The following is a 22,598-nucleotide window of genomic DNA, read 5'->3' as shown; positions in this document are numbered from 1 at the left end:
TGCCCATGAGCGCCGTCACTCGCGCAGCGGTGGAAGCCGTCCTCAGCCAATACACCGACCCTTACCTGAACCAGGATCCGGTCAGCGCCGGTTGCGTGAAAAACATCGAGATCGTCGGTGACCGCGTCAATGTGCAACTGGAAATCGGCTACGCCGCCGGTCTGTTCAAGAGCGGCTGGGCACAACTGCTGCAACTGGCGATCGAAAACCTTGATGGCGTCGTCGTCGCCAGGGTCGAAGTCAACAGCGTGATTGCCGCGCACAAGGCGCAGGCGCAGATTCCGGGTCTGGCCAACGTCAAAAATGTCGTCGCCGTAGCCTCCGGCAAAGGTGGCGTGGGCAAGTCGACAACCGCCGCCAACCTTGCGCTGGCACTCGCCCGCGAAGGCGCCAAGGTCGGTATTCTCGATGCCGATATCTATGGCCCGAGCCAGGGCATCATGTTCGGCATTCCCGAGCGCACTCGCCCTGAGGTCAAGGATCAGAAGTGGTTTGTGCCGCTCAAGGCCCACGGTGTCGAAGTGATGTCGATGGCTTTCCTGACCGACGACAACACGCCGATGGTCTGGCGCGGGCCGATGGTTTCCGGCGCACTGCTGCAACTGGTTACGCAAACGGCGTGGGGCGATCTGGATTATCTGGTGATCGACATGCCGCCAGGCACCGGCGACATCCAGCTGACCCTCGCGCAGAAAGTCCCGGTGGCGGGTGCGGTGATCGTCACCACGCCGCAGGATCTGGCGCTGCTCGACGCGCGCAAAGGCGTGGAAATGTTCCGCAAGGTCAACATTCCGGTACTCGGTGTGGTGGAAAACATGGCCGTGCACATCTGCTCGAACTGCGGGCATGCCGAGCATCTGTTCGGTGAGGGCGGTGGCGAGAAACTGGCGACCCAGTACGGCGTCGAACTGCTGGCCTCGCTGCCACTGTCGATGTTGATTCGCGAGCAGGCCGATGGTGGCAAACCGACGGTGATCGCCGAGCCGGACAGCCAGATCGCCATGGTCTATCAGGAACTGGCCCGCCACGTCGGCGCGCGGATCGTGTTGCAGGAAGCGGCAACGCCGGCGATGCCGAACATCACCATCAGCGACGATTGATACCTCAGCAACACCCTGTACTTGTAGGAGCCGAGCTTGCTCGCGAAGGGGCCGTGTCAGGCAACGCTGATGTTGGATGACACGCCGCTTTCGCTTGTAGGAGCCGAGCTTGCTCGCGAAGGGGCCGTGTCAGGCAACGCTGATGTTGGATGACACGCCGCTTTCGCTGTAGGAGCCGAGCTTGCTCGCGAAGGGGCCGTGTCAGGCAACGCTGAAGTTGGATGACACGCCGCTTTCGCTGTAGGAGCCGAGCTTGCTCGCGATAGCGGATTAACATTCAACAGATCTGTTGAATGAACCACCGCTTTCGCGAGCAAGCTCGGCTCCTACAGGTTTTGCGCTGCGGTCAGATACGCAAGCCGCCGTCCATCTCCAGGATCCGGCCGGTGTAGTAGTCGTTCTCGAAGATATACGCCGCCGAATGGGCGATCTCCTCCGGCTTGCCCATGCGCTTGAGCGGAATCCCCGAGGTCATCTTCTCCAGCGCTTCGGGCTTCATCCCCAGGGTCATCTCGGTTTCAATGAAACCCGGTGCAATCCCCGCCACCCGAATGCCATAACGGGCCAGTTCTTTCGCCCAGGTCACCGTCGCCGCCGCCACGCCAGCCTTGGCCGCCGAGTAGTTGGTCTGGCCAACATTGCCCGCACGCGAGATCGATGAAATGTTGATGATCGCGCCGCTATTCTTCAGCTCGACCATTTTCGCCGCCACCTCACGGGTGCAGAGGAACACGCCGGTCAGATTGACGTCGATCACCGCTTGCCACTGTGCAAGGCTCATTTTGCTCATTTCGCCGTCCTTGACCTTCAACAGCAGGCCATCGCGCAGGATCCCGGCGTTGTTGATCAAACCGTGAATCGCACCAAAGTCGGCGGCAACCTGAGCAACCATGTGCTCCACTTGTTCTTCATTGGCCACGTTGCACAGATAGCTGCGCGCCTCGACGCCCTTGGCCTTGCAGGCAGCCACCGCGTCGTCGAGTTTTTCCTGATTCAAGTCGACGAGTGCCAGCTTCGCGCCTTTACCGGCGAAATACTCGGCCATCGAACGGCCCAAACCCTGGCAACCGCCAGTGATAATGATTACTTTGTCGTTGAGTTGCATTCGCATGCCCCGATAGCAGGTCAGAGTGGTTTTCCCTCAAGAGAGCCTCTCGATCTGCGCCCGACGTGGCCTGGCTGCACATGAGAACTGCCCCAAAGTGACTGGAACTTATCCCGGTCACCTGTCCGTTTTTACGACGGATTCTATTTAAGGAGTCATAAATTGAGCGTTGAAGTGGCCAAGAATGCCCGAGAATTGCTTCTCAAGGAATACCGCGGGGTGCTGTCGACTCACTCCAAATCGATGCCCGGTTTTCCCTTTGGCTCCGTGGTGCCGTATTGCCTGGACGAGCAGGGCCGACCGCTGATCCTCATCAGCCGCATCGCCCAACACACCCATAACCTGCAAAAAGACCCGAAATGCTCGCTGCTGGTTGGCGAGCGCGAGGCGGATGATGTGCAAGCCGTAGGTCGCCTGACCTATCTGGCCGAAGCGCAAAAGCTCGAAGACGCTGCTGCGATTGAAGCGGCTGCCGAGCGCTACTACCGCTACTTCCCCGATTCGCAGAACTACCACAAGGCCCACGATTTCGATTTTTGGGTGCTGACGCCCGTGCGGCATCGCTACATCGGCGGTTTCGGCGCGATTCACTGGGTCGATCAACTGACCCTGGCCAACCCGTTCGCCGGCAAGGGCGAGATCAGCATGGTCGAGCACATGAACAGCGACCATGCCAAAGCCATCGCGCACTACGTCGACCTCGCCGGTCTGCCGAAAAGTGTGCCGGCACAGATGGCCGGGATCGACACCGAAGGCATGCACCTGCGCATCGGTCAGGCACTGTACTGGCTGCCGTTCCCTGCGCCTTGTAATACGCCGACACAAGTGCGCGAAGCCTTGGTTTCTCTGGCTCACGCCGAGGTCTGGCCAAAAAATGCAGTGGCCGACGCTTGAATTCACGAAAGGGCGACGTCATCTAAGGCTTACTGCAAGGCATTTCTTGCGTTGAGGAAACTTTGATGCGCCCTTTTCTGTTGCTCTTTCTGCTGTTTCCGGTGCTGGAGCTGTTCGTATTCGTCAAAGTGGCAGGGTCTATCGGGTTTTTCCCGGCCCTGCTGCTGATCATTGTCGGCTCGATGTTCGGCGTGTTCGTGCTGCGCGTCGCCGGCCTGGCTACGGCACTGCGTGCCCGTGAAAGCCTGAACCGCGGCGAACTGCCTGCGCAAACCATGCTTGAAGGTCTGATGCTGGCGCTGGCCGGTGGTCTTTTGATCCTGCCGGGCTTTATCAGCGACGTGGTCGGTCTGGTGATGTTGCTGCCATTCACCCGTCGCCTGCTGGCGAACAAGATGCGTCAGCGCGCCGAAGACCAGGCCATGCGCCAACGCGCGTTCGCCGACGACCTGCAACCGCGGGGCGGTCCTGCTCCGCGCGAGCCTCTGGGCCGCGAAGGCGATGTGATCGAAGGCGAGTTCGAACACCGCGACACCAAGTAACGGCGTTATCGACACGGCACCTTCGGGTGCCGTGTTCATTTGTGGGCTGCTTTTGTAACGAGCCTCGGTGAAATTTTTTTAGCCTCGCCCTTGTAATAAGCTTATGCGCCCTTATGTATCGGTCACCGAAAGGTTTCCGACATTTGAGTCGGACAGACTTCCGCGGCTCGCTCGACGAACCGCAACCGGCGCAGGCCGGATTCGTTAAACCCGCCGGGACTACACCGGCCGATGAAAACCACAATTAGGAGAGATCGACAATGAAGCTTCGTCCTCTGCATGACCGCGTCGTAATCCGTCGCAGCGAAGAAGAAAAGAAAACCGCTGGCGGTATCGTCCTGCCAGGTTCGGCTGCTGAAAAAGCCAACCACGGTGTGATCGTCGCTGCAGGCCCAGGCAAGACTCTGGAAAACGGTGAAGTGCGTGCGCTGGCCGTTAAAGTCGGTGACAAGGTTGTGTTCGGTCCTTACTCCGGCAGCAACACTGTGAAAGTCGACGGCGAAGACCTGCTGGTAATGGCTGAGAACGAGATTCTCGCTGTACTGGAAGGCTGATTTCCCCGCCCATTTTCCCGCTACTACAAAGTATTTAAGGAATATCGATCATGGCTGCTAAAGAAGTTCTGTTTGGCGATTCCGCCCGTAAAAAAATGCTCAAGGGCGTCAACGTCCTGGCTGACGCAGTAAAAGCGACCCTCGGCCCGAAAGGCCGTAACGTGATCATCGAGAAGAGCTTCGGCGCTCCGACCATCACCAAGGACGGCGTTTCCGTCGCCAAAGAAATCGAACTCGAAGACCGTTTCGAAAACATGGGCGCGCAGCTGGTCAAAGACGTTGCCTCCCGTGCCAACGATGACGCTGGTGACGGTACTACTACCGCTACCGTTCTGGCTCAGTCGATCGTCAACGAAGGCCTGAAAGCCGTCGCTGCCGGCATGAACCCGATGGACCTCAAGCGCGGTATCGACAAAGCGACCATCGCTATCGTCAAAGAGCTGAAGAACCTGTCCAAGCCTTGCGCTGACACCAAGGCCATCGCTCAGGTCGGCACCATCTCGGCCAACTCTGACAGCTCCATCGGCGACATCATTGCCGAAGCCATGGAAAAAGTCGGTAAAGAAGGCGTGATCACCGTTGAAGAAGGCACTGGCCTGGAAAACGAACTGTCGGTTGTTGAAGGCATGCAGTTCGACCGTGGCTACCTGTCCCCATACTTCGTCAACAAGCCAGAGACCATGGTTGCCGAGCTGGACAGCCCGCTGATCCTGCTGGTCGACAAAAAGATCTCGAACATCCGCGAAATGCTGCCAGTGCTGGAAGCCGTTGCCAAAGCCGGCCGTCCACTGCTGATCGTTTCCGAAGACGTTGAAGGCGAAGCCCTGGCGACTCTGGTTGTGAACAACATGCGTGGCATCGTTAAAGTCGCAGCCGTCAAGGCTCCAGGCTTCGGCGACCGTCGCAAGGCCATGCTGCAGGACATCGCTGTTCTGACCGGCGGTACCGTTATCTCCGAAGAGATCGGCCTGAGCCTGGAAGCCGCTACCCTGGAAAACCTCGGCAGCGCCAAGCGTGTGACCATCTCCAAGGAAAACACCATCATCGTTGACGGTGCTGGCGTTGAAGCAGACATCCAGGCGCGTATCACTCAGATCCGTGCCCAGGCTGCTGAAACTTCCTCGGACTACGACCGTGAAAAACTGCAAGAGCGTCTGGCCAAGCTGTCCGGCGGCGTTGCAGTCATCAAGGTTGGCGCTGGTTCCGAAGTAGAAATGAAAGAGAAGAAAGCCCGCGTTGAAGACGCCCTGCACGCAACTCGTGCAGCCGTTGAAGAAGGCGTGGTACCTGGCGGTGGCGTTGCGCTGATCCGCGCTCTGCAAACCCTGAACGACCTGAAAGGCGACAACGCTGATCAGGACGTCGGTATCGCAGTTCTGCGCCGCGCTGTTGAAGCACCGCTGCGTCAGATCGCTGCCAACAGCGGTGACGAGCCAAGTGTTGTCGTCAACGAAGTCAAGAACGGCACTGGTAACTTCGGTTACAACGCTGCAACTGGCGAATACGGCGACATGATCGAAATGGGCATCCTGGACCCAACCAAGGTGACTCGTTCCGCTCTGCAAGCTGCATCGTCGATCGGCGGTCTGATCCTGACCACCGAAGCGGCAGTAGCTGACGCGCCGAAGAAAGACGGCGGCGCTGGCGGCGGCATGCCAGACATGGGCGGCATGGGTGGCATGGGCGGCATGATGTAAGCCAGCCTTACCCCCGTAACGCAAAAACCCCGCTGGCTCTCGCCAGCGGGGTTTTTTATTGCCCTCGGTTCAGTGTTGGCTGAAGACCGAGGTGTTGCCTTCGCGGGCAAGCCTTTCTCCTACGGAACTCGCGGGAGTCCTGAGGCGCATGGCTTGCCAGCGGTGGCGTCAGATCAGGCGCTGACGGGGTGCGCTCTGACGATACCCTCAGCCCTCACGGCCGGGCGATACAAGACCCAGTAATACGACCCCAGGCAAATCAGCCAACAGAAAATCGCCGTCCACACATTGTGCGAAAAGAAGTGCGCGCCCTGCATCATTCGGCTGATCGAAAACACCGAGCCCAATGCAAAGGCAAAGATAAACGCTTGTTTTGCCAGACGCGGACGACGGTCACGCAAGACAAAGAACAGCGCAAACAGTGTGAACCCCGTTGCCGCATGACCACCCGGCCAGCAACGACCAGGTTTGTTGGTCTGCGGCCGATGTTCCATCAGTTTGCTGTAAGTCTCATGGCCGCCGAACTGCTCCAGGCTCCACGGGCACTGCACCGCCGTCACCGCTTTCATCGGCGTGACAAACGACGTCGCCAGGCCCAACGACAGCACGAGGCAACCCAGTTCGCGCTTGAACGGTTTCAATCGTTCGATGAAAAACGAAGCAATAAAACCCAGAACCGCAAATACCGAGAACGCGATCACCACCTCTTTTGCGCGGTCGTGAAGGATGTTCTCGAGGAAGTAACTGTGACGCCCGATGAAGTCTCCGGCCGCCGGGTCGTAAAACATCCGAGCCAGATCCATGTCCAGATCGGTCAGTTCCAGCAAAACCAAAATGATCGCGGCAGCGACGGGAATCCCCAGGCACAACCACAGGTTCAACGGGCGAGGAGTGGGGCGTACAACGCTTGATGACATGACGGATCCTGAACAAAAGAAAACGCCCCGAGACATCGGCCCGGGGCGCTTCGATTAACGTTCGCTGACTTGCGGAGCACCCTCCTTGGGTGCTTTCCAGCCAAGCAGCTGTTGCTTGAAGCCATAACTGGCGGTTTGGTAATAGGTGATGGCGCGGCTGATCAGCGGGTCATCGCTGGTCGCCCGTGACTCACGGCTCTCGGTCAGTGCATCGTCGTGGCGACGCAGGCCCTGGCGCGGGCTGAGAATCGCCAGATCCTTGCCGTCGAACAGGCCCAGATGCTGATAGTTACCCACCACGACACGCGGCGGCAGCGGGTTGTCCTGCAACAGGTTGCGGCCGAAGAACGTTGATTGGTAATCCATGTTCAACAAACCCAACAAGGTCGGCGCGAGGTCGATCTGGCTGGCCAGTTGGCCGTTTTCGCGAGGTTCAATCAGCTTCGGTGCATAAATGAACAGCGGGATCTGGTAGTTGGCAATCGGCAAGTCTTCCTTACCGGCGCTGCCTGCGGTGTGGTCAGCGACGAAAATGAAGATCGTGTTGTCGAACCACGGTTTCTGCCGCGCCTGCGCAAGGAACTCGCCGATGGCGTAGTCGGTGTATTTCACCGCGCCGTCGCGACCATTACCGGATTTGATGTCGATGCGATTGTCCGGGTAGGTGTAAGGACGGTGGTTGGAGGTGGTCATCAGTTGCAGCAGGAAAGGCTGCTGTTTGGCGTAGTCGGCATCGGCGAGTTTCAGGGTCTGCTTGTACAGATCCTCGTCGGCCATGCCCCAGGCATTCTTGAAGTGAATGTCCGCTTCATCGACGCTGCTCTGATCAACCACGCGATAGCCGTTGCCACTGAAGAATGCATTCATGTTGTCGAAATAGCCGCGCCCGCCATACACGAACACGCTGTCGTAACCCACCGCACTCAGTTGCTGGCCAAGACTGGCGAAACCGCTTTCACGGCCGATGCGCTTGACGATCGAACGGCCCGGCGTCGGTGGAATGGCCAGGGTAATGGCTTCCAGGCCACGGTCGGTGCGGGTGCCGGTGGCGTAGAAATTGTTGAAGTACAGGCTCTGTTTGCGCAAGGCATCGAGATTTGGCGTCAGGTTGCGCTCGTCACCATTGCTGCCCAGGTATTTGGCGCTGAGGCTTTCGATGGTCACCAGCACGATGTTCGGTGTGCGCGCAGTGCCGGGGTTGTCGATCATCCGACGGATGTCTTGCGGATCCTGACCGATGAAGCGGGCATTGGGTTCGCTCAATTCAGCGCGAATCTGTCGGGCGACTACCTCAGGTGTGTGGCTGCTGTAGAACTGGGTGTAATCCAGCTCGTTGTTACGGAATGCAGCGAAAAACTGATACGGGCCATTGCTCGCCAATTCGTTTTGATAGGCGTTGCCGCCCTGAGCACGCGGTGCGTCCTGACTCAGCAGTTGCAGGCTCAAGCCTGCGACAACCAGCAAACCCAGCGCATTGAGCAAGCGCCCACGCAGCGGCGGCAGCGGAGCGTCCAGTGCAGCATTGAACGTTTTGCGCAGAGCAAAACTGATGGCAATGGCCAGCAGCGCCAGAATGCTCAACAGCGTACCGATCGGGTACGACTCCAGCACGTTGTTCAGCACTTCGTCGGAATACACCAGGTAGTCGACGGCGATGAAGTTGAAGCGCACGCCGAACTCGTCCCAGAACAGCCATTCGGCCACTGACACGAACAGCATGGCGAACAGGCTGACGGTGAACAGGCCTTGCAGAAACCAGCGATGGCCGCGACGACGCCATAACGCCGGCGGGCACAGCAACAAATACAAGCCCATCGGCAACGCTGCATACGCAAGGAAGCCGAGGTCGTACAGCAGACCGATGCCGAATAAGGCAAAAGCGCCGCCACCGGCCTCATCCAGATGCGTCAGCAACAAAACGGCGCGGGTCACGGAAAAGATCACCAGCCATACACCGGTGACCAGTAGCAGAAGGCGCAGGGGCGCCATCTTCAAAGAGTCCATTGTCTACATTCCTTATATCTAATGGCGCGAGAGTGTTGCGTGGTGACTGTAGTCAGGTTGTGAACCGATAGTGAAAATCTTGTTAACCCTCAAATTTGGTTGAGAGCGTCGATTTCAACGGTTTTCAGCCTAGCCCTGAGGCTGAGTTGGCCGTAAGCTGCGCGGGCCAAGACGGCCATTACTGTGTACGGAAGAGGTGCCCATGCGAATCCTGGTGGTCGAAGACAACCGCGACATCCTCGCCAATCTGGCCGATTATCTGGGCCTCAAAGGCTATACCGTCGACTGCGCGCAGGACGGTCTGTCGGGCCTGCATCTGGCGGCGACCGAGCATTACGACCTGATCATTCTCGACATCATGTTGCCGGGGATTGATGGCTACACGCTGTGCAAGCGCCTGCGCGAAGATGCCCGCCGCGACACCCCGGTGATCATGCTCACCGCCCGCGATCAACTCGACGACCGCTTGCAGGGATTCAAGTCCGGCGCCGACGATTACCTGATCAAGCCGTTTGCCTTGTCCGAGCTGGCCGCGCGCGTCGAAGCGGTGATGCGCCGGGCGCAGGGTGGCGGACGTCGGGCGTTGCAGGTTGGCGATTTGAGTTACGACCTCGATACGCTGGAAGTGACCCGCGAAGGTAAGCTGCTGAAACTCAACCCGGTCGGCCTCAAGTTGTTGGCAGTGTTGATGCAGAAGAGCCCGCATGTACTGCGTCGCGAAGTGCTCGAAGAAGCGCTGTGGGGCGATGACTGCCCCGATAGCGACAGTCTGCGCAGCCACGTTCACCAATTGCGTCAGGTGATCGACAAGCCTTTCGCCAAGCCACTGCTGCATACCGTGCACGGCGTGGGTTACCGCCTGGCCGATGCGTAATGGAGTTTAGACAGAGCCTTTCTCAACGGATCATCATTGCCTTCGCGCTGATGAGCGCGCTGGTGGCCGGCGCCTTCGCCATGGGCATCGTCGCAACGGTGCATCTGGTCGAGGAGAAACTGATTTCGGCCGGGCTGGGCGGCGATTTGCAGCGCCTGCTGCTGATGGACAATGTCTCCGACTGGAGCCATCGCCCGGAGCCGGATCAGTTGTTCTATTTCAGTGGCGGGCCGGGTGATTTTGAATTGCCCAAGGATTTGCGCCACCTCGATTCCGGTTTCCACGAAGTGTTCCGCGAGCAGCTGTCGTACCACGCGATGGTCGAAATCGTCGACGGTCGTCGCTATGTGCTGCTGCAGGATCAAAGCGATTTTGAAGAGCGTGAACGCGTGCTGTTTGCCGTCGTGCTGGTCGGCTTTGTGCTCAGCCTGGCGCTGGCGGTATTCCTCGGCTGGGTGCTGGCGCGCAAAGTAATGGCGCCGGTGGTACGGCTGGCCCGGCAGGTACGCCATCGCGACCAGTTGCTCGGGCTGGCGCCACCGTTGGCGCCGGATTACGCAGCAGACGAAGTCGGTGAACTGGCAGTGGCCTTCGATGCGACGCTCGGGCGTCTGCGTCAGGCGTTGAGTCGCGAACGGCTGTTTACCAGTGACGTCAGCCACGAATTGCGCACCCCACTGATGGTGCTGGCCAGCTCCTGCGAATTGCTGCTGGAGAACCCGGCTATCGATCAGCGCGGTCGCTCTCAGGTCGAGCGTATTGCCCGCGCCAGCGAAGAAATGCGCGAACTGGTGCAGACCTTTCTGATGCTCGCCCGTGCCCAGCGCGAAGACGCCGGGATGGCGCCGCAACATAATCTCGCTCAGGTGGCTGACAGCTTGCTGAATGTCTGGCGCGAACCGATCGAAAGCAAAGGCCTGAAATTGCAGTTCGAGCCCGGCAACCCACCGGACACCTGTTACAACGCCACGTTGCTGACAGCGGTGATGGGCAACCTCTTGCGCAATGCCTGCCACTACACCGAACAGGGCTTTATTCGCCTGTCGCTGAACGCTAATGGCTTTGTCGTCGAAGATTCGGGCGTCGGCATTCCGGAGGAGAAGCGCGAGGCGATGTTCCAGCCGTTTGTACGCGGCACTGAAAACCGCGGCGAAGGGTTGGGGCTCGGATTGTCATTGGTTCAGCGGATCTGCGAGAACCAGGGCTGGACGGTGACGCTGAGCACCATGCAGCCCAACGGTTGCCGTTTCGAGGTGGAATTGGGCAAAGGCTGACACGCGGTGGTGGCACCCAGCCACTCCCGCCAACCTGTCTAAATCCTGTATAACCTTGAAATAGTTTGCGGGTTTACCCGACGTTTTTTTCACAAATGGATGACCTGACGCTGACACGGCCCTGCTTATGGTGGGGACATCAGCAATTCAGGAGTCCTGGTGATGGCCGGCCCGATCAAACTCGATTTTTCCGAAAAGTATGACGACACGCATGCGCAGAAATATCTGCAAAAGCATCAGGCCAATCTCGGTCGCCGTTTGTCCCATTGGCGTGACGAGCAACTGGCTCGCAAGGCGCTGACATTGGCTGGCGAACCGGGTCTGGTGCTGGATTTGCCGTGCGGGGCGGGGCGTTTCTGGCCATTGCTGGCGGAAAAACCCAACCGGGTGATCATTGGCGCGGACAATTCCGAGTCGATGATCCGGACGGCCATGCAGGCACAACCGGCGGAGGTGGTGAAACGGGTACAACCCTTGCACACATCTGCGTTCGACATTGCCTTGCCTGATAACGCCGTCGACAGCATTTTCTGCATGCGTTTGCTCCATCACATCGGTGAAGCCGAGCATCGACGGGCCATTCTGCGTGAATTTGAACGCGTCACCCGTGACAGCGTGATTATTTCGCTGTGGGTGGATGGCAACTTCAAGGCCTGGAAACGCAAGAAGGCCGAGGCCGAGCGTGGACAGGAAGGTTACCAGAATCGCTTTGTGTTACCGGCTGTTACGGTCGAAAAGGAATTTGAAGACGCTGGGTTCCGCATTCAAGAACAACTGGATTTTATTCCGCTCTATGCCATGTGGCGGGTTTACGTATTACGCAAGAGGTAACGGAATGGCAGTGCAATTTGCAGCAGAATCGGACATTGCTCCGCAGGATCGTTTTGACTATTACTGGAACCAGCGCGGTGAGTGGGTAGAAGAACCCAACGTGCGTCGTGGTGGCGAAAGTGGTGTGCAACGAGTCATCGGACGTGACGGGCAACTGCTGTATGCAAAGCGCCAGACCGGACACATCTATCGCAGTTGGTTGCACCCGTTCGGTCGCCCGACGGTATTGCGTGAGCTCGATGCCCTGACCGGTGTGAGCAAGCTCGGAGTGCGGGTGCCGGAAATCGTTTTCTGCGGCGCGCAACCTGACCCGCAATACAAGTGGCGAGCCTTGCTGGTGACGAAGTCGCTGGACGGTTTCGACGAACTGGAAAAGTGGGAAGCCGGCGGTGGTCGCGCGCAATTCGGCGAAGCGGTTTATGAGCGTGTCCTCAAAGAGCTGGCCGAGAATCTTGCGCGTATGCACAAGGGCCGTTGGCAGCACAGTTGCATCTACATCAAACACGTATTTGTGCGGGTAACCGGTGAGCCTGAGTCGGCCAAGGTCGAAGTCGCTTTGATCGACTTCGAGAAGTGCCGGCAACGTTTGACCGCCTATCGCGCCGCCTCCCATGACATGAAGCAAATGCGTCGCCACTCGTCGTTCAGCGATACGGACTGGAAAAAACTCGTCTACTTTTATGAGACGGCGTTTGGCAGCGCTATCAAAGGTTTATAGCGATGAAACTCGAAATTGCACGAGGTTTGTTCCTGGTAGGGGCCTTGGCAGTTGCTTCACTGGCGGTGGCTGCCTGGGAGCAGCCTCGCATGCAGGTAATAGGTGCATCCACAACGGATGCTCACTGCGCTATACCCCGCGTGGCAAAAGTCTCTGCGGCGAGTAAACCCGACCATGATTTGTTGCTGTTCATGTTCGGGCTTTCCCAAGGGATGAAGCCACAGAGTTGACCCGGTTGAAGCCCACATAAAAGGCCTCGCAAATGCGAGGTCTTTTTTATGGATGAATACAAACCCCCTGTGTAGGAGCTGCCGCAGGCTGCGATCTTTTGATTTGGTTTTAAAACGCATGGTCAAGGTCAAAAGATCGCAGCCTGCCGAGCTCCTGCAGGGTCATGGTTTTAGGTCAGGTTTCGCCAGCAGGGTGTAGATGCACGGCAACACAAACAGCGTAAACAACGTGCCGATCGACATCCCCGTCGCAATCACCATGCCGATATCAAACCGGCTCACAGCGCCTGCACCGGTCGCCAGAATCAACGGCACCATGCCAAACACCATCGCCGCGGTGGTCATCAGCACCGGTCGCAAGCGAATCGCCGCCGCTTCCTCCACCGCTTCGCGCGCCGTGAGGCCTTTGTCCTTGCGCAACTGGTTGGCGAATTCGACGATCAGGATCCCGTGTTTGCTGATCAGCCCGATCAGCGTTACCAGTCCGACCTGGGTGTAGATGTTCATGCTCGACCAACCGAGGAACAGCGGAATCAGCGCGCCGCAAATCGACAGCGGCACTGTCACCAGAATCACCAGTGGATCGCGGAAGCTCTCGAACTGCGCCGCCAGCACGAGGAAAATGATCGCCAGCGCCAACGCGAAGGTTACCCACAAGGCACTGCCTTCCTGGACGAACTGGCGTGACGCGCCGCCATAGTCGAAAGCAAAACCGGCCGGTGCTTCCTCGCGGGCAATCTGCAACACGGTGTCGATCGCTTCGCCCATGCTCACCAGCGGGAAACCGGAGATTTTCGCGGCGTTGAGCTGCTGGAACTGGTTGAGCTGTCGTGGTCGCGCGCGATCGCTGATCTTGATCAGTGTCGACAGGGGCAGCAGCTCACCCTGGGTGTTCTTCACGTAGTAATTGTTCAGCCAGTCCGGGTTATCTCGGTACGCTCGTTCGACCTGAGCGATGACCTTGTAGCTGCGCCCTTCGATTGTGAAACGGTTGATTTCCGCCTCACCGAGCAGCGTCGCCAGGGTGCCTCCGAGATCCTGCATCGACACGCCCATCTGCGCGGCTTTGGCGCGGTCGATGTCGACCACTACCTCAGGTTTGTCGAATGCCAGATCGAGATCGACGAAGGCGAACTTGCCCGACTCCATCGCGCGTTTCTTGATCCGGTCAGCCACTTGCAGCAGCAGTTCGTAGTCGTTGGCGGTGTTGACCACAAACTCGAACGGCAAGCCTTCACCGGTGCCGGGCAGCGAGGGCAGATTGAAACCGAAGATCTGCAAGCCGGGGATACTTCCCAGTTTGCCTTGCACCTCGGGAAGGATCTGCATCTGTGTGCGACTGCGCTCGTTCCACGGTTTGAGCAGGAAGCCGCCGATCCCGGCCTGTACGCCGTTGTAGCCGTTGATCTGGAACGAAGAGTAGTACTCCGGGAATTCCTTGAAGATCTTGATGAACTCGTCGGTGTAGGTGCTCAGGTAGTCAAGGTTGGTCGGTTGCGGGGCGCTGGCCATCATGAAAATGATGCCCTGGTCTTCGTCCGGCGCCAGTTCCGATTTGGTGAACTTGAGGAACACCGGGATCAGGCACAGCACAATCAACGCGAACACCAGCACCACCGGCCGCGTATTCAGCGTGCCGTGCAGCAGGCTCTGGTAGCGGCGCTTGAGGTTGTCGAAGACGCGGTCGAGGCGATGCGCGAGGCCGCTGGGATTCTGTTCGGGGCGTAGCAGAAACGCGCACATCATCGGCGACAACGTCAGCGCGACAACCCCGGAAATCACCACTGCACCGGCCAAAGTCAGGGCGAACTCCTTGAACAGCGCCCCGGTCAGCCCGGTGAGGAAACCGATTGGCGCGTACACCGCAGCCAGAGTGATGGTCATCGATACCACCGGCATGGCAATTTCCCGCGCACCCTCAAGGGCGGCATCAAAAGGCGTCTTGCCTTCCTCGATGTGCCGGTGGATGTTTTCCACCACGACAATCGCATCGTCGACCACCAGCCCGATGGCCAGCACCATCGCCAGCAAGGTCAGCAGGTTGATCGAGTAACCCATCATCTGCATGAAGAACATCACGCCGATCATCGACAGGGGAATGGTCACCACCGGGATCACCACCGAGCGCAGTGCGCCGAGGAACAGGAACACCACGACGATGACGATCAGCACCGCTTCGAACAGGGTTTTCACCACTTCGTCGATGGATGCTTGAATAAACAGCGTGGCATCGTAGGCGATCTCGCTCTTGAGGTTGGGCGGCAACTGCGCCTCCAGCTCCGGCATGATCTTGCGCACTTCCCTGATCACGTCCAGCGGGTTGGCGCCCGGCGAGGATTTGATGCCGATGTACACCGACGGCGTGCCGCCGAACGAGCTGATCGAGTCGTAGTTTTCGGCCCCCATTTCAACCCGCGCGACATCGCTGAGCAGCACGCGGCTGTCGCCGCTGACCTTGAGCGGAATCGCCGCAAACGCCTCGGCGGATTTCAGTTCGGTGTTGGCGTTGATGCTGGTGACCACGTACTCGCCTTTCACTTCGCCGGCGGCGGAGAGGAAGTTGTACTGGCGCACGGCGTTGGTCACGTCGCTGGCGCTGAGGCCGAAACCGGCGAGTTTCACCGGGTCGAGCCACAGGCGCATGGCGAATACCTGATTGCCGAGAATCTCCGCTTCGGCCATGCCCGGCAGGGTCGCCAGTTTTGGCTGGATCACCCTGGACAGGTAGTCGGTGATCTGCGGGTTGCTCAAGTCCTTGCTGAAGAAGCTGATGTACATCAGCGCCGAAGCGTCGGCGGACTCCTTGCTCAGCACCGGGTCTTCGGCGTCCTGCGGCAGTTTGTTCTTCACCTCGTTGGCTTTGGCCAGCAGTTCGGTGAACAAGCGATCAGTGTTGGAGCCGATGCGTGCGTAGATCGAAATCGTCGAGAAGTTCTGCCGACTGACCGAGGTCATGTAGTCGATACCCTCGGCGCTGGCCAGGCTCTGTTGCATCGGCTGGGTGATGTAGCCCTGAATGGTCTCGGCGTTGGCCCCGGGGTACGCCGTGGTCACGGTGATCAGGGCGTTTTCCATTTGCGGGTATTGGCGCAGCGGCAGCTTGCTCCAGGCCTGGAAGCCGAGCAGCACAATCAACAGGCTGACCACGGTGGCGAGCACCGGGCGGCGGATGAACGGATCGGTAAAAGCCATGGGGTTTCCTTGATCAGTCGGCGCGGGGCGGACTGTTCTGCTCGCCGAGGGTCTTGTCGTCGCTGATGGCAATGTGGGCGCCGTTGTCCAGTTTGATCTGGCCGGCGGTCACCACTGTTTCGCCACTCTGCACGCCCTTGTTGATCATCACCACGCCGTCGCGGCGCTCACCGGTTTCGATGAAGCGGCGTTCGGCGATCAGTACCGGTTGGCCCTTGTCGTCCTTTTCAACGCTGCCGTCCTCGGCTTTCTTCTGTCCGACCACGTAGATCGAGTTGCCATAGAGGGTGTAGGTAATCGCGCTTTCCGGCACGACGACATGTTTCTGCGGATCCGGCAGCAGCACTTCGAGGCTGGTGAACATGCCCGGCAGCAATTTGCCGTCGGGGTTGGCCAGGGTCGCGCGTATCAGGATGTTGCGCGTGGTGCTTTCGACAATCGGGTTGATCGCGCTGATCTTGCCGGCGAAGTTTTGCCCTGGATAGGCGGCGACTGAAATCTGCACCGGTTGGCCGATGGCCAGTTTCGGCACCGATTGCTCGGGCAGGTAGAAGTCAGCGTAGAGGCTGCTCAGGTCTTGCAGTGTGGCAATTTTGGTACCGCTGGCGAGGTAGTCGCCGACGTCGACCTGACGGATGCCGATGGTGCCGCTGAACGGCGCGAGGATGCGTTTTTTCGCCAGCGAGGCGTTGAGCTGATTGACCGTGGCCTTGTTCTTTTGCAGTACGGCGGAGAGGCGGTCGTATTCGCCTTTGGAGATGGCGCGGCTGTCGACCAGTTGGCTGCCACGGCCGAAGTCCAGTTGCGCGAGGCCCAGATCAGCCTTGGCGGTTTCCAGCAGGGCGGTTTCGACGGCGCTGTCGAGTTGCAGCAACGGTTGTCCGGCTTTGACCTTCTGGCCTGACTCGAACTTGAGCTCGGTGACGGTGCCGGCCACTTCCAGACTCAAGTCGACGCCTTGCAGCGCCTTGAGCGTGCCGACGGTGGGCAAGCGCATCTGCCACGGGCGTTCGGACGCGGTGGCCACGGCGACGCTGATCGGCGGTTTCGGTTTGGAAAAGCCCTGGACCATCGTGTAGATCGAAAAGGCTTTGTACCCGCCCAACACAAGGACGATCAGCAAAACAACACCCAACATGATCAGCATGCGGCGACGCAGCATATTTCCAGTTCCTTGGATAAATCAGGTGAGACAGGCGGGCACATTACTCCGAGACAGGCAGGGATTCCAACTGCCAGTTATTACCGTTGGCTTGTAGGAGCAAAGCTTGCTCGCGAAAGCGGTGTATCAGTCACCAGGATGTCCGGTGTGCGGCCGTCTTCGCGAGCAAGCTTTGCTCCTACCGGGTTTGCGGTTGCTTCAGGCCATCAAGTGCAAATGGTTGTCCCAGAGCCCCGCCGGCAGTTCCAGTGGCTTGGCCAACAGTTCATCCTGGCGGCAATCGTAGTAACGGCAACGGCCCTGACCCGAGGTCACGACAAAGCCGTCCTTCACCGCACCCACGCCCGCGCAATCAGGCAACGGCGCGTCGAGGCGCACTTCGCCGCTGTCCAGATCCCAGATAAAGAAGCGATTGCCACGGGGCGCCGTCAATGCGACCAGACGCAACTCGCTGTGCACCGCCACACTCGCGGTGTAATGGCCCATCGACTGCAACTGATGCTCCGGCACCGGGAACGCCACGAAGGGCTGCCCCGGACGCTTGATCGCCAACAGCTCCGAACGCTCATGCGAGGCGCCCATGAATTGCTGGCCGGCGACGATGGTGCCGTCGCTGGCAATGCCCAGGTGGCGCACGCTGTTCATCTGCTGGGCGAGGGTTTCCTTGCTCAGCAGGGTGCCGTCGCGCTGCATCAGCACCAGGCTTGGCTCCATGGCGTTGAGGTTCATGTCGACGCGGCTTTCCGCTTCAGTACGAATCCCGCCGTTGGCCACCACCAGCGTCTCGCCATCGGGCATCCATGACACCTGATGCGGGCCGAGGCCATGAGTGGAAATCTCACCGCTGTGCACCAGCCGTTCGCCTTCGAACTTGTACACCCCGAGCAAACCACGACCGGCATCGCTGGTGTCATTCTCGGTGGCGTACAGGTATTCGCCGTCCTTGTGAATCACCGCGTGACCGTAGAAGTGCCGGTTCGGTTGCGACGTCACGGTCTGCAACAAAGCACCGTCGCGCAGATCGATCAGGTAGCTCTCGGTACCCGGCCGGCGGGCGACGAACAGTGCAATCGGCTGCGTCGGGTGGTTGATGATGTCGTGGCAACGCTGGCCGACTTCGGTGGCGAACACGCGCGTGCCATCCAGCCGATAACCGACGGCATAGTGCTTGCCGTCGGTGTCGTCGCGCGCCGACAGCAGCAGCGGGCTCTGATCCTTGCGTTTGAACAGCGTCCAGCCGCCCAGCGTCACTGCTCCCAGCAGCACACTACCTAAAGTCAGAGCCTGGCGTCGCAGCATGGCACTTGCCCTCATCAGTCACCGTCGTTGGCGTTGAAGCCCAGTTGAATGCCCAGCGCCTTGGCCAATTCGCCTTCGTGCAGGCGATGGACGACGTTGAGGCTGTCGTAGATGTCGTTGAGTTGCTGCCGACCCGCATCGTCTTCAAGCATTTCGCCCAGCGACCGCTGGGTGCTGTCGAACAGTTTCAGCGAGGCAGCGTAAGCGGCGTCGATCTTGTCTGCCAATGGCTTCTGATCGCTTGGCAGCAGGTTGCGCAGGCCTTTGTTGTCGACGCCTTCCCAAACGGTTTTGGCGGCGGCAAGGCTGGCTTCCAACGCGGTCAACGACGACTGGCTGCGCCATGCATCGGCCTGGAACGGCTGTGGCACGCCTTTGCTCTGGCGGCCCATCGGCGTGCCGAGTTTTTTCTTCAGAGTGTCGAGTGCGGTGACCTGTACACGCAGCAGATCGGCGATCGCTTCGTGGGAGTCGGCGTAGCGCTGGTTGGGGAACTTGGTCATCTGCGCGAGCATGCCGTCGGTGTTGTTCCAGCTCTGCAGAATCTCTTCGGCCAGTTGCTTCTGACGTTCGCCGATGGCGATCAGCAGCGGGCAGTACTTGGCTTTCTGGTCGGCGTTGGCGACATCAGGCTTTGCGTCGAACAGGATGTACTCGTAAGCCGACAGGCCCTGTACCACCACGCTCGACTTGGCCAGTGCAGCGGCATCGATCTGCGGCTGGGCGACGACCAGTTGCTCGACCTGACGGCCGACAAGGTTTTTCTTGTCCGGCCAGAACTGCACCTGCCACGAACGGTTGCCCTCGGCCAGCGGGCCGATCAGCAGCGGTTGCAGCTCGGCCCAGGCTTTCTGCGCGTGCAGGAAGTCGGCGCGGGCGGTCTCCAGGGTTTCCTTGCCCTGGCAGTAGGCGAGGGCGCTGACAGCCAGTTGCTTGTCGGCCTCGACCCAGCGTGTGTAAGTCGGCAGGATCACCGATTTGGCGATGGCCGCCGAGGTGACGGCTTGCGGATCCTGTGGCGAGCACGCGCCGAGGGCCAGTGCGGCAAGGCTGGTGAACAGTAGCTTGGGACGGAACATGTCGGGCTCCCGATTCTTTTAAGTGTTTAAAGTGAATTCAGAAACGCCAGCAGCGCGGCACGCTGCTCGGCATTGAACGATAAAACCTGTTGCTGCGCCGCTTTTGCTTCGCCGCCGTGCCAGAGCACCGCTTCGAGCAGATTGCGCGCGCGGCCATCATGCAAAAACTGGGTGTGGCCACTGACCGCTTGCGTCAGGCCGATCCCCCACAACGGCGGCGTGCGCCAGTCGCGGCCGGAGGCCTGGAATTCCGTGCGGTTGTCAGCCAGACCGTCACCCATGTCATGCAGCAGCAGATCGCTGTAAGGGCGAATCACTTGATTGGCCAATTCAGGTTCGGCGGCGTTGGCAGCGGTGGTGTATTTCGGGGTGTGACACGAATCGCAGCCGGCCTGGAAAAACAGGTTTTTGCCGGCCAGCACTTGTTCATCGTTGACGTTACGGCGCGCGGGCACGGCGAGGTTACGGCTGTAGAACAGCACCAGACGCAGGATGTTGTCGCTGACTTCCGGCTCGCCGTCCGGGCCATTGCCGTTCGGCGCCTGCTTGCAGGCGGTTTGCGCCTCGGTGCAGTCATCGAAAGGTCTCAGGCTGGTCGTAAGGCCCATGTCACCAGAAAACGCGTGAACATTTTGTTGATTGAGATTCGGTTGCCCGGCTTTCCAGCCAAATCGGCCGATCACGGTTTGCTGCAACGCGTCGTCCCAGACTCGGTTTGGCCGGCCATTGATGCCGCCGTTCTCTTTGGCTTGCGCGGTAGCGTTGGCGAGGATCGCTTCTTCAGGGATCGCTTCGAGCAGACCGAGGCCAATCATCGGCGGGGCGACGCGGGCGGAGAAACGCGTGTCCGGGTGCATTGGGCCGTAGCCGAGTTGGGTGATCTGTAACGTCGGTTTGCGCAGTTCGACTTCGGTGCCGTCCTTGAAGCGAACCGGTACCGGCGTGTAGTCGACCCGCACTTTGCCTTCGGGAGCGACGCCGGGCACAGCCATGTCCTGGAACTGGCCACCGTAGACCGGCTCCGGCACCACGCCGACCTGCTCGATGAGCCGGGCATATTCCGGCGCGTCGGGAATCGACAGCCTGACCAGCATCGACACCGCATTGGCCGCACCGGGCGTTGGCGGATGACCGCGACCGTCCTTGATGTGACAGTTCTGGCAGGCGTTGGTATTGAACAGCGGGCCGAGTCCGTCACGCGCGGTGGTGGTCGACGGCGCGATCACCCACGGGCTGCGGAAGAAGCTGTTGCCGACGCTGAAATCCACTCGACGCGACGGCGGCAGGTTGGCCGAGGGCAGGGAGAACGCGTTCTGATCGGTCTTGCGCACGGTCGCTGCACCGCCCGAACGTGCTTCACCAGGCTCGGCCTTGGTGAAACGCGGGGCGTCATCGCAGGCACTCAGGCCCAGGGCCAGACACAGTGCGGACAAGCGAAGAGGCAGCGAGGGCATCAGACATCCTGCGGACGGGCAAAAATAAAGGCGCAAAGTCTAACAGGGCGAGGGGGTTTGAATAAGAGGAATTATCGTTTGCTTGATTTGTGGCAAGCCTTGAAGCTCATGCAAACCCTGTGGGAGCGAGCCTGCTCGCGAAAGCGGTGTCTGCGGCGCTGACGAGGTTGCGACAGATGACGCCTTCGCGAGCAGGCTCGCTCCCACAGGGATGGGTGGTGCATTTGATATCGAGCACATCATGGAGCAGGGTTTTGGGAATGGCAGATATGAAAAAGGCGACCCGAAGGTCGCCTTTTTTGACGCGGACGCTGTTGATCAGAACTCGTGATCAGCGTTGTCCGGGTTCAGGTCGCTGATGCCCAGTTTGCCGGCAGCGGCTTCGATCGAACCGGTCTGCTTGACCAGCGAGGCGATGGCGTCGCGGACGATCTGGTTGCCAGCGGTGTTGCCGGCAGCGATCAGTTGGTCGTAGTGCTCACCCTTGTTGGCGTGATCAACCATGACCTGGATCTTCGCTTCAGTGGCAGCCAGATCGGCTTTCAGCGCGGTGTCGGCAGCCGGGTCAGCCTTGGCCACCAGCGACGACAGGCTGGCGCCGGTCATTTTGGTGCCGTCGGTACGGGTGTACTCGCCCAGGTAGACGTTACGAATGCCTTTGGCATCGTAGAAGTGCGAGTTGTGGGTGTTGTCGCTGAAGCAGTCCTGCTCGTCTTCAGGCGAGTTCGCCTCCAGAGACACCTTCATGCGCTCGCCCGCCAGTTCGCCCAGGGACAGGCTGCCCATGCCGAAGAGCATTTTGCGCAGGCCGGTTTCGCCTGGCTCGGCTTCCAGCGTGGCGCGGTAGTTGTCAGCCACGTTTGGCTTCCAGTTGCCGACCATTTCTTCCAGGTCGCTGACCAGCAATTGGGTCACCGACTTCAGGTAGGCACGACGACGATCGTTGTGGCCGCCAGTGGCGCCGGCGCCTTCCAGGTAGTCGGAAGCAGGACGGTTGCCAGCACCAGGGCCGGTGCCGTTCAGATCCTGGCCCCAGAGCAGGAATTCGATCGCGTGGTAGCCGGTGGCGACGTTGGCTTCGGAACCGCCCAGCTCATTCAGGCTGGCGAGTTTTTCCGGGGTGATGTCTTTGACGTCGACCTTGTCTTCGCCGACCTGAACTTCGGTGTTGGCGATGATGTTGGCGGTGGCGCCCGGGTTACCCAGTGCGTGCTCGTAGGATTTGTCGACGTAGTCGATCAGACCCTCGTCCAGTGGCCAGGCGTTCACCTGACCTTCCCAGTCATCGATGATGGTGTTGCCGAAGCGGAACACTTCACTCTGCAGGTAAGGAACGCGGGCAGCGACCCAGGCAGCCTTGGCGGCTTTCAGGGTGTCGGCGTTCGGCTTGGCGAGGAAGGCGTCAACGGCAGTTTGCAGGGTTTTCGCGGTGGATTCGGCATCGCTGTAAACGGCGAAGACCATGTCGGCGTAATGCGCGACCACAGCCTTGGCGGCGGCTTCGTCGACTTTACCGGCAGCGGCAGGAGCAGCCGCAGGTGCGGTGGTGCTGGCGGCTGGAGTCGGCGTGGCCGGAGCGGCGGCCTTGTCTTTGCCTTCGCCGCAACCGGCGAGGGAAATAGCGATGGCCAGCAGACTGGCGGTAGCCAGAGGCATACGAATCATGGCGAAC

General features: G+C 59.7%; 19 protein-coding genes. 10 read left to right on the top strand and 9 right to left on the bottom strand.

All coding sequences use genetic code 11. The features are described 5' to 3' along the window. The first annotated feature begins 5 nt into the window (after nt 1-5). Nucleotides 6-1,100 (top strand): iron-sulfur cluster carrier protein ApbC, encoded by a 1,095-nt coding sequence (gene apbC, locus JFT81_RS17675; RefSeq protein WP_201228324.1) that lies wholly within the window; start codon nt 6-8, stop codon nt 1,098-1,100. 346 nt (nt 1,101-1,446) lie between these two features. Here apbC and JFT81_RS17670 read toward each other — a convergent pair whose 3' ends face one another. Next, nucleotides 1,447-2,205: an SDR family oxidoreductase gene (locus JFT81_RS17670; RefSeq protein WP_201228323.1), complete on the bottom strand. Its 759-nt coding sequence runs from the start codon at nt 2,203-2,205 to the stop codon at nt 1,447-1,449. 162 nt (nt 2,206-2,367) lie between these two features. Here JFT81_RS17670 and JFT81_RS17665 point away from each other — a divergent pair, with 162 nt between their 5' ends. The 4 genes from JFT81_RS17665 to groL all read left to right on the top strand — a co-directional run bounded on the left by JFT81_RS17665 (nt 2,368) and on the right by groL (nt 5,892). Beyond that, nucleotides 2,368-3,099, top strand: a complete 732-nt coding sequence (locus JFT81_RS17665; RefSeq protein ID WP_201228322.1) for a DUF2470 domain-containing protein — start codon at nt 2,368-2,370, stop codon at nt 3,097-3,099. 65 nt (nt 3,100-3,164) lie between these two features. Beyond that, nucleotides 3,165-3,641, top strand: a complete 477-nt coding sequence (locus JFT81_RS17660; RefSeq protein WP_201228321.1) for an FxsA family protein — start codon at nt 3,165-3,167, stop codon at nt 3,639-3,641. Between the two features lie 260 nt (nt 3,642-3,901). Then, complete coding sequence (locus JFT81_RS17655) at nt 3,902-4,195, top strand: co-chaperone GroES (protein ID WP_003227685.1); 294 nt, start codon at nt 3,902-3,904, stop codon at nt 4,193-4,195. Nucleotides 4,196-4,245: 50 nt separating this feature from the next. After that, on the top strand, nt 4,246-5,892 hold the full coding sequence (gene groL / locus JFT81_RS17650; RefSeq protein ID WP_201228320.1) for a chaperonin GroEL: 1,647 nt from the start codon (nt 4,246-4,248) through the stop codon (nt 5,890-5,892). 173 nt (nt 5,893-6,065) lie between these two features. Here groL and JFT81_RS17645 read toward each other — a convergent pair whose 3' ends face one another. Further along, nucleotides 6,066-6,809, bottom strand: a complete 744-nt coding sequence (locus JFT81_RS17645; protein WP_201228319.1) for a phosphatase PAP2 family protein — start codon at nt 6,807-6,809, stop codon at nt 6,066-6,068. 54 nt (nt 6,810-6,863) lie between these two features. Then, the gene (locus JFT81_RS17640; RefSeq protein WP_201228318.1) at nt 6,864-8,813 is read right to left on the bottom strand and encodes an LTA synthase family protein; all 1,950 of its coding nucleotides are present in this window, start codon (nt 8,811-8,813) and stop codon (nt 6,864-6,866) included. Nucleotides 8,814-9,015: 202 nt separating this feature from the next. Here JFT81_RS17640 and colR point away from each other — a divergent pair, with 202 nt between their 5' ends. The 5 genes from colR to JFT81_RS29485 all read left to right on the top strand — a co-directional run bounded on the left by colR (nt 9,016) and on the right by JFT81_RS29485 (nt 12,740). After that, a complete protein-coding gene (gene colR / locus JFT81_RS17635; RefSeq protein WP_158833779.1) occupies nt 9,016-9,687 on the top strand; it encodes a two-component system response regulator ColR in 672 nt (223 codons plus the stop codon). Next, nucleotides 9,687-10,961, top strand: coding sequence for a HAMP domain-containing sensor histidine kinase (locus tag JFT81_RS17630; RefSeq protein ID WP_201228317.1), 1,275 nt, complete (start codon nt 9,687-9,689; stop codon nt 10,959-10,961). The genes colR and JFT81_RS17630 overlap by 1 nt, the downstream gene beginning before the upstream one ends. A gap of 162 nt (nt 10,962-11,123) precedes the next feature. After that, nucleotides 11,124-11,792 carry a class I SAM-dependent methyltransferase gene (locus JFT81_RS17625; protein ID WP_201228316.1) on the top strand — a complete coding sequence of 223 codons (669 nt, stop codon included), beginning with the start codon at nt 11,124-11,126 and terminating at the stop codon, nt 11,790-11,792. A 4-nt stretch (nt 11,793-11,796) separates the two neighbouring features. Next, nucleotides 11,797-12,510 carry a lipopolysaccharide kinase InaA family protein gene (locus JFT81_RS17620; RefSeq protein WP_201147328.1) on the top strand — a complete coding sequence of 238 codons (714 nt, stop codon included), beginning with the start codon at nt 11,797-11,799 and terminating at the stop codon, nt 12,508-12,510. A 2-nt stretch (nt 12,511-12,512) separates the two neighbouring features. Beyond that, complete coding sequence (locus tag JFT81_RS29485) at nt 12,513-12,740, top strand: hypothetical protein (protein WP_242485633.1); 228 nt, start codon at nt 12,513-12,515, stop codon at nt 12,738-12,740. A 162-nt stretch (nt 12,741-12,902) separates the two neighbouring features. Here JFT81_RS29485 and JFT81_RS17615 read toward each other — a convergent pair whose 3' ends face one another. The 6 genes from JFT81_RS17615 to JFT81_RS17590 all read right to left on the bottom strand — a co-directional run bounded on the left by JFT81_RS17615 (nt 12,903) and on the right by JFT81_RS17590 (nt 22,591). Further along, the gene (locus JFT81_RS17615; RefSeq protein ID WP_201228315.1) at nt 12,903-15,932 is read right to left on the bottom strand and encodes a multidrug efflux RND transporter permease subunit; all 3,030 of its coding nucleotides are present in this window, start codon (nt 15,930-15,932) and stop codon (nt 12,903-12,905) included. Between the two features lie 13 nt (nt 15,933-15,945). Further along, nucleotides 15,946-17,094 (bottom strand): efflux RND transporter periplasmic adaptor subunit, encoded by a 1,149-nt coding sequence (locus JFT81_RS17610; RefSeq protein WP_201228314.1) that lies wholly within the window; start codon nt 17,092-17,094, stop codon nt 15,946-15,948. Between the two features lie 198 nt (nt 17,095-17,292). Further along, nucleotides 17,293-18,393, bottom strand: coding sequence for a DUF1513 domain-containing protein (locus JFT81_RS17605; protein ID WP_201228313.1), 1,101 nt, complete (start codon nt 18,391-18,393; stop codon nt 17,293-17,295). A gap of 14 nt (nt 18,394-18,407) precedes the next feature. Next, complete coding sequence (locus JFT81_RS17600) at nt 18,408-19,472, bottom strand: imelysin family protein (RefSeq protein ID WP_201228312.1); 1,065 nt, start codon at nt 19,470-19,472, stop codon at nt 18,408-18,410. A gap of 26 nt (nt 19,473-19,498) precedes the next feature. Beyond that, complete coding sequence (locus JFT81_RS17595; protein ID WP_201228311.1) at nt 19,499-20,926, bottom strand: di-heme oxidoredictase family protein; 1,428 nt, start codon at nt 20,924-20,926, stop codon at nt 19,499-19,501. 318 nt (nt 20,927-21,244) lie between these two features. Then, nucleotides 21,245-22,591, bottom strand: coding sequence for an imelysin family protein (locus JFT81_RS17590; protein WP_201228310.1), 1,347 nt, complete (start codon nt 22,589-22,591; stop codon nt 21,245-21,247). Nucleotides 22,592-22,598 lie beyond the last annotated feature (7 nt).

The sequence above is a fragment of the Pseudomonas sp. TH43 genome (genome assembly GCF_016650635.1).
Lineage (GTDB): Bacteria > Pseudomonadota > Gammaproteobacteria > Pseudomonadales > Pseudomonadaceae > Aquipseudomonas.
This window is presented reverse-complemented; position numbering and strand designations above follow the sequence as displayed.